The 11048-nt window shown below is 70.7% G+C and carries 3 protein-coding genes; 1 reads left to right on the top strand and 2 read right to left on the bottom strand.

Annotation, left to right across the window (positions count from 1 at the left end; genetic code table 11):
- The first annotated feature begins 4 nt into the window (after positions 1-4).
- Positions 5-1375 carry a SagB family peptide dehydrogenase gene (locus FEK34_RS01640; RefSeq protein WP_249358743.1) on the top strand — a complete coding sequence of 457 codons (1371 nt, stop codon included), beginning with the start codon at positions 5-7 and terminating at the stop codon, positions 1373-1375.
- 60 nt (positions 1376-1435) lie between these two features.
- Here the strand turns inward: FEK34_RS01640 and FEK34_RS01635 are convergent, their stop codons facing one another.
- Positions 1436-6469 carry a non-ribosomal peptide synthetase gene (locus tag FEK34_RS01635; protein WP_138446083.1) on the bottom strand — a complete coding sequence of 1678 codons (5034 nt, stop codon included), beginning with the start codon at positions 6467-6469 and terminating at the stop codon, positions 1436-1438.
- A gap of 41 nt (positions 6470-6510) precedes the next feature.
- Positions 6511-11043, bottom strand: coding sequence for a non-ribosomal peptide synthetase (locus tag FEK34_RS01630; protein WP_138446082.1), 4533 nt, complete (start codon positions 11041-11043; stop codon positions 6511-6513).
- Positions 11044-11048: the final 5 nt, after the last annotated feature.

Below are 11048 nucleotides of genomic sequence, written 5' to 3'. Positions count from 1 at the left end.
CGCAGTGTCCGCCGTGACCTATCCCGACCAGACGCGGTTCGCCCTGCGCGACGGCGTCACCTGTGTCGCCACCGCGTCCGGTGCGGTGCTGCTGAATCCGCCGGACAACCGGAAACTGACCGGGCTCACCGAGTCCCAGCTCCAGGCACTCAAACAGCTCGGCCAGGGTTCGGCGACCCTCGGCGAGCAGACCGGCGAGGACGCCGGTGCACTGATGAGCGAGCTGGCCGACGCCGGCTGGCTGACGGTGACCATCCGCGACGGCGGGCGCGAGCAGTACACGATCCGGCCTTTCACCCGGCCGCCCGCGCGACCGCGGACACCGCTGCCCGCGTCGTGGGTACTGTCGAAGTTCGCGGTGCTGCACCGTGATCGCGACGGATTCCTGCTCGAACACCCGATGTCCTGGTGCGATCTGCGGATCCACGACCCGCGCCTGCTCGCGGCGCTCGACGGCCCTGGCGCGGCCGAAACCGGTGTGGCGCAAGACGTCCTCGATCGGCTGGCGCAGGACCTGTACTGGGGTGGTTTCCTCGTCGATGACGCCGCCGCCGAAGACCGCGAGTTCAGCACCCGCAGCTGGAGCGCACCCGATCTGTGGTTCCACCGACGCAGCACGCTGGGGCCGCGCACCATCACCTGGGAGCATTTCGGGCCGACGAAATGGGGCAAGGGGTCGTTCCCGCAACCACCCGCACGCAAACCCGCCTACCCCGGCGCCCCCGTTGCGCTGGCGAAGCCCGATCTGGAATCGCTGCGGATCGAGGACCCGAGCCTGACCGATGTGCTCGAGGACCGCGTGTCCTGCCGCGACTACGACGACGCCGCGCCGATGACCGTCGACCAGCTGGGGGAGCTTCTGTACCGCACCGCCCGGACCCGCTCGGTCCGCCAGGTGGCCGAGGGTGAGGAACTGGTGTCGCGGCCGTACCCGTCCGGTGGCAGCGTGTACGAGCTCGAGCTGTACCCGATCGTGCGCAATGTCGCCGGGCTGAAACCCGGGATGTATCACTACGACTCGTTCGAGCACGCGCTGCGCCCGGTGGCCGATGCGGACTCGCCCGCGGTGCGGAAGCTGGTGCGCTCGACGTCGGCGACGCTGACCGACGGCGCCGAACCGCAGCTGGTGCTGCTGCTGGCGGCTCGGTCCGGTCGCGTGATGTGGACCTACGAGCAGGTCGCCTACGCGAGCATCCTCAAGCACGTTGGGGTGCTCATGCAGACGCTCTACCTGGCCGCCACCGCGATGGGGCTCGGCGCCTGCGCGCAGGGCTTCAGCGATACCGGCGCGTTCGTCACCGCCGCGGGGGTGGACGAGCTGGAGGAATGCTCGGTCGGCAGCGTCATCGTCGGCACCCCCGCCCGCAAGCGCTGAGCCCGCTCGCCGACGAGATCCCGGTCGGCCGGAGAACATTCTCCGGCCGACCGGGATTTCTCAGTTCTGCGCCGCCCAGGATTCTTCCAACGCGGCCAGCGCGCTCTCGTCCAGGCCCGACACCGACATCGCCTCGTGCCGATGATCGTCCTCGGCGGTGTCGGCGGGCGGGTTGGCGATCGCCTCGTCGACGGCCGCGGCCAGTTCGACGATGGTGAAGTACTCGAACACCATCTGCGGGGTCAGTGGCAGCCCGGCCTCGCCCGCGCGCGCCGCCCACTGAATGGCGATCACGCTGTCGCCGCCGAGGCCGAAGAACCCGTCCTCCCGGCCGATCTCCTCGACGTCGTCGATCTCGAGCAGTTCCGCCAGCAGCGTGATGAGCGTGCGCTCGGTCTCGGTCAGCGGTTCATCGCTGCCGCCGACCGGCCGGGCGACGGGCGCGGGTGTCATGTGCACCACCGACCGGGCCGTATCCCATTCGGCGGGTGTCAGATCCAGCTCCGACAGCGGCTGGTCGGCGCGCTCGGCGAAGGCCTGGAACACCTCGATCACCGTGTCGGCGAAGATCTCGCCGGTCTCGGCCAGATACAGATCCGGATTGACCACGACGCGCACGATGAGATCACCGGTGACGTCCACGGTGTAGTCGAGATGGAAGTCCATGAACGACACGTCGTAGAACTTGGCGATATCGCGCACCGTGGTCGCGCCGTCGGCGCTGAACGGGGTGGGCGCCAGGTGGTGGCGCATATGCATCATCACCTGGAACAGCGGGTTGCGGGCCAGCGAGCGCGGCGGATTCAATGTCTCGACGAGTCGCTCGAACGGCACGCCCTGCCGGCCGAGGGCCTCCAGCGAATTGTCGCGGACCCGGCCGAGCACCGTGCGCGGGGTCGGATCGCCGGACACGTCGTTGCGCAGCACGACCACATTGGCGAACAGGCCGATCAGTTGTTCGGTCGCCTCGTCGAGCCGGTTCGCCACCGCGGCACCGATGGCGAGGTCGTCGCCGGCGCCGAGCGCGTTGAGCAGCACCGCGCCCACCGCCTGGCACAGCATGAATTCGGTCGCGCCGACGGCCTCCGCCGTGGCGCGCGCCCGCTCCCAGACCGCGGCGGGCAGCCGCCGGGCGGTGCTGATGCCGTTGCGGCCGAGCACCTGTGGGCGTGGGTGGTCGTGGCCGACGGCGATCTCGTCGGGCAGCCCGGCCAGCGCGTCGCGCCAGTAGTCCAGCTGTGCCGCGCCGACCGCACTCATCTCGCGATCGGCGCCGCGATCGAACACCTCGCGCTGCCAGATGGCGAAATCGGCGAACTGGATGGGCAATTCGGGCCAGTCGGGCTGCTCGCCGCGCTGGTGGGCGCGATAGGCGAGGGTGAGATCGTCGACGAAGATCTTGCACGAGCTGCGGTCGGCGATGATGTGGTGCATCAGGATCGACAGCACGGCGTCGCGCTCGTCGAGCACCAGCAGCCGCAGGCGCAGCATGGGCTCGCCCGCCAGCTGGAAGACATAGGCCGCGTCCGCGGCCAGCTCCTGCTCCAGCCGCTCGGTGCTGCCGTGCAGCTCCACCACCGGAACCTCGACGTGGGCGGCCGGATGGATGAGCTGATACGGCGTGCCCTCGTGCTCGGGGAACGAGGTGCGCAGCGACTCGTGGCGGGCCACCACCGAATCCACCGCCGCGAACAACGCCGCGCGATCGAGCGGCCCCTCGAAGCGGATCGGATACGTGACGTTTTCGCCGTCGATCGCGCCCTCCATCCGCCGCTGCATCCAGTAGGCGCGCTGCGAGTAGGACAGCGGAATGTATTCGGGCCGCGGCCGCGGCACCGGAACCGGTCCGGGTCCGTCGGTCTCGGCCGCGCCGATCGGCTCGGCCGCGGCGTCGAGCTCATCGAGGTCGATGCCGAACTGGTCGAGGAACACCGCGACCAGGTGGGCGGCGAGTCCGGCCACGGTCGGCTTGTCGAACGGGACGCGCATATCGATCTCGATGCCGAATTCGGCGCGGATCATGGTGATCAGCCGGGCCGCGAGCAGCGAATGGCCGCCGAGCTCGAAGAACGAGTCGTCCGCGCCGATCCGCTCGCGCGAGAACAGCGTGGCGTACAGCGCGGCGACGCGGATCTCGGTGGAGGTCCGCGGTTCCCGGTAGACGCGGGTGAGCGCGACCTCCGGGGTCGGCAGCGCCCGCTTGTCCAGTTTGCCGTGCGCGGTCAGCGGCACCGCGTCGATCAGGGTGATCGCGGCGGGCACCATATGTTCGGGCAGTCGCGCGGCGACGAACGCCCGCACCGCTTCCACATCGGGTTCGGCACCGGGCTCCGGCACGGCGTACGCGGCGAGGATGGGGCCGAGCGCGGGATGCTCGATGACGGTGACGACGCAGTGCGCCACCTCGGGGTGATCGGTGACGGTCGCCTCCACCTCACCGAGCTCGATGCGGAAACCGCGCACCTTCACCTGTTCGTCGGCGCGGCCGAGGAATTCGATCTCGCCCTTGGCATTGCGCCGCGCGAGGTCACCCGTGCGGTAGAGACGCTGCCCGGGCCGGAACGGGTCGGCGATGAAACGTTCGGCGGTCAGTGCGGGCCGGTGCAGGTAGCCGCGCGCGAGCTGGTTGCCGCCGAGGTAGATCTCGCCCGCCACGCCGGTGGGTACCAGTTGCAGCGCCTCGTCGAGCAGGTAGAGGTAGACGTTCTGGTTCGGGATACCGATCGGCACCACACCGACGCCCTGCGGTCCCTCGACGGGCAGATGGGTCGAGGACACGACGGCCTCGGTCGGCCCGTAGTGGTTGCGCAGCTGGGCGTCGAACTGGGTGGCGAAGCGGTCGGCGATCTCCCCGGCCAGCGCCTCACCGCCGACCGGCACATGCCGCAGCGAGCGCCAGTCGTTGGCCTCCGGCAGTACCAGGAAGGTCGCGAGCATGGACGGCACCATGTGCAGCACGGTGACGCCGTGGCGCGTCACCAGATCCGCGACGTAGGCGATATCGCGGTAGGCGTTCGGCTTCGGCACAACGACACAGGCCCCCGCGGTGAGGGTGACGTAGATGTCGAGCAGTGAGGCGTCGAAGCTGACCGAGGTGGATTGCAGGACGCGGTCCTGTGGTGTGAGGTCCCATTCGTCGGTGAAGCCGAGCAGGTGTTCGGCGATGGCGTCGTGCGGAACCGGCACGCCCTTCGGTTTTCCGGTGGAGCCGGAGGTGTAGATGACGTAGGCCGTGTTGGACGGACGCAATGGCGCGACACGGTCGGCGTCGACCGGGTCGGTGTCGGGCAGGGCGGCCGCTTCGGCCTCGGCGCTCGCGAATGCCTCGGCATCCCACTCGATCGCGGGCCGGGCGTCGGTGAGCAGGTAGTCGATGCGTTCGGCCGGATAGGCCGGGTCGATCGGCAGGTAGCCCGCACCCGACTTGAGCACCGCGAGAGTGGCTACGATGAACTCGACCGAGGTGGCCATGCGCAACGCGACGAGGTCCTCGGGTCCGAGACCGCGCCGGATCAGCCAGTGCGCCAAGCGGTTGGCGCGGCGATTGAGTTCGGCGTAGGTGAGCCGCTCCCCGTCGGAGACCAGGGCCTCGGCGTCGGGCGCCGCGGCGACCCGCTCCTGGAACAGCGCAACCATGGTGGTGGCGGGCACGTCCACCAGCGCGCCCTGCGAGGCGGCGAGGATCGCGCCGCGGGTATCGCCGAGGATGTCGAGCTCGCGCAGCTTGCGTGATGGGTCGGCCAGCGCGTTGCCGAGCAGCTGCACATAGTGATCGAGGAATTGGGCGACCACCGCCGGGTCGAGCGCGTCGACCAGGTACGTCGCCTCCACCCGGGTGCCGGCGGCACCGCCGACGATCATGAGGCCGAGTTCCTCCTGGGCGACACCCGGATGCAGCGGCAACTCCTCGGCCGTGACCCCGTCCAGCTCGAAGCCGTTGGCGTCGCCGCGCATGCTGAAGCTGAGCTGCACCAGCTGCGCCATGGCATCGCGTCCGGCGGTGCGCTCCGGGCCGACCTCGCGTACCACGCGGTCCACGCCGACACCCTGGTGGGCGAAGGCGCCGCTACAGGTGTCGCGCACAGCGTCGAGCAGCGTCGCGAAATCGGTCGAGCCATCGAGATCGGCGCGCACCAGCACGGCATTGCCGAAGTAGCCGATGAGCTGCTGCGCGCCCGCGCGGCGATCGACGACCGGCACCGAGACGAGGAAATCGGTGGCCGCGGTATAGCGGTGGATCAGGGCCTGGAAACCGGCGAGCAGCACGGTGAACGGGGTGGTCGAATGCGCACGGGCCAGCTCGGCCACCCGCTCGGTCAGCTCCTGCGGCAGCGTGCGGGTGAGGGTTTCGGAATTCTTCGACGGCGTACCCGCCGCGGTGATGGCCGGCAGGGCCACCCGCTCGGGCAGCGGCGTGAGGGCATCGCGCCAGTAGGCCAGATCGGCGTCGTCGGTACGGTCGGCGCCGACCTCGACATCGATGTACTGCGCGCGCGGCGCGGTGAGCTGCTCGCCCCGGTAGGCGGCGTTGACCTCGGCGAAGAACACCGGCCATGACTCGTCGTCCCAGCCGATGTGGTGCACGACCAGGATCAGCACATGCTCGTCCGGGCCGGTGCGCACGAGGGTGGCGCGCACCGGCAGGTCGGCGCTCAGGTCGAACGGCTTGGCGAATTCGCGCCGGGCCAGTACCTCGACCCGCCGGGCCCGCCCGGCCTCGGGGAGGGCGCTGAGATCGTGTTCCTTCCAGGGCAGTTCGGCGTCCGCGCTCGACACCTGGAACGGCTCGCCGTCGGCGTCCACACCGTAGGTGGTGCGCAGGATCTCGTGCCGCGACAGCACCGAGGCGCACGCGGCGTGCAGGCGGTCCGCGTCCAGCGGCCCGGTGAGCCGGTAGGCGACGCCCACGTTGAGCGTGGTGTCGGCGGGGTCGAGCCGCTGTAGGAACCACATGCGGCGCTGCGCGTCCGACAGCGGGCTCGGCGTGCCCGGCGTGCGCGCCGGCACCGGCTCCGGTGCGGCGGCCTTCACGTTCTGCTCCCGCAATCGGCGCTGGAGCAACTGCTTACGGCGCTCGATGATGTCGTCTGCCATGGCTGTCCTTCGAGTCGAGGTGAACGGCTTGGTTGTCGGCCTCAGACGGCCTCGGCAGTCGCCCCGCCGACACCTACCGGCGCGAGTGCGCCGGCCAGTGCCGCGACGGCGGCCTCCCATATCTGTGCGAGTCGCTCGACCTCCGGCCGGGTGAGCAGACGATCGCTCCACCGCAGCAGCGTGACCAGCCGTGGTCCGGTCTCGGTCGGCTGCACGCCCGCGATCACGTCCAACGCGTGTCGCAGTGGGAAATCGGGTTCCGGTGCGGTGGGTAACGCGGTGATCAGGTCCAGGTCCGCGACGGGTGCCCACGAGGTGCCCGCACCGGCGAGATCCAGTCGGCCGATGTAGTCGAACAGGATCTGCGGTTGCGGTATGGCCGCGAGGCCGGAGTCGGCGGCCAGGTAGCGCAGTGCCCCGTAGTCGGCGCCGTTGGCCGGGACCTGCTCCAATGTGGCGGTAACGGCATCGAGCAGTGCGCGGGCCGCGGCCGGGTCCTGTTCGGCGGTACCGGTATTCAGGTCCGATCCCACGCCGAAACGGGCGGGGTAGATGCTGGTGAACCAGCCGACGGTCCGCGTGGTGTCGATATCGTCGCCGAGCAGCGCGTCCTCCCGGCCGTGCCCCTCGATGGCGAGGTAGGCGCCCGCGGCGGGATCCTGCCCGCGTTCGGCGCGCCAGGTGCTCAGGGTCAGGGTGAGCGCCGTCAGCAGGAACGCGCGCACGTCGACATCGCGGGCGCCGAGCGCGGCGGCGGTGGTGGCGGCGTCGGTGAGCACCGGGTGCACGCGGTAGGAGCCCCAGGTGTCGCGGGACGGGTCCGGCAGGCGCGACCCGAGCACCGGATCGGTGCCCTCGGCCTGGCGCAGCCAGTAGTCGCGCTGCGCCTGCACCTCGGCGCTGCTCGCGCGCTCACGCGTGCGCGCGGCCCAGGCGCGGTAGCTGGTGTATTCGACCGGCGCGTCGAGTTCCGCGATCGGGGTACCCGTGCTCAGCTGCTCCCAGGTGGCCGCGAGGTCGGCGCACACGATGTGCCAGGACACCGGGTCCATCGCCAGGTGGTGCACGTGCAGCAGGAGCAGGTCCGGTGCGTCGGTCCTGGTCAGCCGGACCGCGCGGACGAGATCACCGGTGAGCGGATCGATCCGGTCGGCGACCGCGCACGCCTGCTCGGACACCGTTGCCGCGAGCACCGGTCCGGCGGGCACCGTGGTGAGAATGTCGGCCCCGCTGACGACACCCGGTTCGCGGGTACGGACGTCGTAGCCGCCGCCGGTCTCCAGGAAGCGGGCCCGCAGCATGTCGTGGCCGTCCAGCAACGCCTGCAACACCGCGACCAGTCGCGGGTGGTCGATGTCGGCGGGCAGCTCGAGCAGCGTGGTCAGTGCCAGCCTGCGGTAGCCGCCGTACTCGTGCATCCACGACAAAATCGGGGTGACGCCCACCGGGCCGTACCCGGCGGTCGCGACGGTGTGCTCGGCGCCCGCGCCCGCGTCGATGGCGGCGGCCAGCGCGCGGATCGTGCCGGAGGCCAGCACCAGCCGGGGAGTGGCGCTGAACCCCTTGCGGCGCAAGGCGTTCACCAGCGACATCGCGACGATGCTGTCGAGCCCGAGATCGACCAGGTCGTCATCGATTCCGGGTTCGCCGCCGCCGGTGAGTTCGGCGACGGTCGCGCACAGCGCCCGCTCGGTGTCGGTGGTCGGCGCGACCGTGACCGTCGCGCTGTCCAGGGCGTCGGCGGCCAGTTCGGTCAGGCGTCGCGCGTCGAGTTTGCCGTTGCCGGTCACCGGCAGGTGGTCGATGACGAGCACCCGGTGCGGGACCATGTAGGACGGCAGCCGCTGCGCCAATGCGCCACGCAGCGTGGCGGATTCACCGTCCGCGCCGACAGCGAACCCGACCAGGACGGGCCCGTTCGGCCGGCGCAGCACGATCACCGCCGCCTCCCGGACACCCGGTAGCGCGTGCAGCGCTGCCTCGATCTCGCCGATCTCGATCCGGTAGCCGCGGATCTTCACCTGATCGTCGGCGCGGCCGAGGTAGGCCAGATCGCCCGACGGCAGCCGCCGCACCAGATCGCCGGTGCGGTACATGCGCGCACCGGCGCGGTACGGGTCGGCGACGAACCGGTCGGCGGTGATGCCGGGCCGGCCCGCGTAGCCGCGGGTCAGCTGGGCGCCGGACAGGTACAGCTCGCCGATGACGCCGTCGGGCACCTGACGCAGCCGGGAATCCAGTACGTATCCGGCGGTTCCCGTCGTCGGCGCACCGATCGACGGTGTCACGTCCGGATCGTCCACCGCGGCCACCACCGCCTCGACCGTCGTCTCGGTCGGGCCGTAGCAGTTGTGCACAGCGGTATCCGGTAGCGCGCACAGCTGCCGCCACAGGTGCGCGCCGATGGCTTCCCCGCCGAGTGCGAGCACGGCCGGGACCGTTCCGTTCTCGCCGAGTCCGGCCGCGGCCAGCTGCGCGAACATCGACGGCGTCGTGTCGATCATGTCGATGCCGTGCGCGGCGATACCCGCGACCAGCCGGTGCGCATCGGGCATGTCGGCGGCGCCGAACAGGTGGATCGCATGACCGTCGAGCAGGCCGATCATCGGCTGCCAGGACGCGTCGAAGCTCAGCGACCACGCGTGCGCGATGCGCAACGGCCGACCCAGCCGCGCGGTGGCGGGGCGGTAGACACGGTCGCGATGGTCGGCGAAATAGCTCGCCAGCGCCGCGTGCGTGCCCATCACGCCCTTCGGTTCCCCGGTGGAACCGGAGGTGAAGATCAGATAGGCGCACTGATCCGGGTGACCGGCGCGCGGCGCGTCCAGCGGCGCGGCGGCGGCGACCGCCTCGAACGCGGCCACCGGCACTGTGTCCGGCAACGCGACCGCCGCGTCGTCGGTCAGTACCAGTACCGGATTCGACTGCCGGAGAATGGATTCGACACGCGACGCGGGCAATGCGACATCGACTGGAACATAGGCGGCCCCGGCCGCGAGCGCACCGAGGATGGCGATGATCGAACGCGCCGAGCGCGGCATGGCCAGCGCCACGACGTCCTCCGGCCCGATCCCGCGCGCGGCCAGGCCGCCGGCCACCCGCAGCGCCGCCTCCGACAATTCACGGTAGGTGTAGCGCTCTCGCTCGGTGGTGAGCGCGAGCGCGTCCGGGGTCGCCGCAACCTGACGTGCGAAAAGCTCCGCGACCGTGACGCCGAGCACGTCGGCGGCCGGGGTCGCGGGCGGGCGCGGACGCTCATGGGGGAGCAGAACGTCGATCGCGTCATGGCCGGCCTCGCCGAGATCGGGCAGCTGACCGAGCACCGAGACCAGCCGGGCGCCGAGGTCGGCGGGGGAGATCTCACCGAGCATGTCGGCCACCGCCTCGATCACCACCGTGAGCTCGCCGTCGAGCAGATACGACACCACGGCCAGCGGATAGTGCGTCATGCTTTCCGAGGCGACCGGCCGGAACGTCGTGCCGTCGGCGGTGCCGGTCTCCTGGAGCACATCGGCGACCGGCGCGTTCTCGTAGACGAACAGCGTGTCGAACAACGCGCCGCGCCCGGCGGCCCGCTGAATGGCGGACAGGCTCGCGTACCCCTGCTCGCGCATCGCCGCCGAATCACGTTGCAGCACCGCGCAGGCGGGGCCTGCCGGCCCGGTCAGCCGATCGAGCCGCACCCGTACCGGGATGGTGTTGATGAACAGGCCGATCATGGTCTCGACGTCCGCCAGTTCATCGGGCCTGCCGGAAACCGTGGTACCGAAGACGATGTCGCGCCGATCGGTGAGGCGGCCCAGGACCACCGCCCACGCGAACTGGACCACCGTGTTCATCGTCAGCCCGTTCGCGCGCGCCCACAGCTGCACCCGCTCGGTGGTGGCGCGATCGAGCGCCACCTTCTCGACGGCGGGCACGATCGTGTTCACCGGCGTATCGGATCGGTCCGCGACGATCAGCGGTTCGGCGTCGGCCAGGTACTGCGACCAGGCACGCAGCGTGGCGTCGGCATCCCGGGCGGCCAGCCAGCCGATGTAATCCCGGTACGGCCGCGGGGTGGGCAACGCCGCCGACGATCCGCCCGCCTGGTAGATCGCGAAGAGCTCGCGGAAGAACACACCGAGTGACCAGCCATCCATCAGGATGTGGTGGGCGGTGACGATCATCCGCCGCGGCCCGCTCGGCGGGCTGACCACCACGATGCGCAGCGCGGGTCCACGCGCCAGATCGAAGCTGTGCCGCGCCTCGGCTTCGATGATCGCCGCGAGCTCGTGCTCGCCCGCGGTGCGTTCGAACCACGGCAGCGTCACCGCGGCGGGCACGATCTGGACCGGCTTGGGCACGTCCCGGTCCCAGAACGCCGCACGCAGATTGGGGTGACGGCGCAGGAGCTCCTCCGCGCTGCGACGCAGCAGCGGCAGATCGACCGGGCCGCCGATCTCGATGACGAACTGCATGTTGTACAGGTCGGCCGCCTCGGCGACCTTCGCCAGCGAGAACAAGCCCTCCTGGAGCGGACTCAGGCTCAGCACGTCCTCGATACGCGGGCGGGTCTGTTGGGTTTCCGGCATGGCAG

The sequence above is a fragment of the Nocardia cyriacigeorgica genome (assembly GCF_005863245.1).
GTDB lineage: Bacteria > Actinomycetota > Actinomycetes > Mycobacteriales > Mycobacteriaceae > Nocardia > Nocardia cyriacigeorgica_C.
Note: the sequence above shows the minus strand (reverse complement) of the source record. Positions and strands in the feature narration are given on the sequence as shown.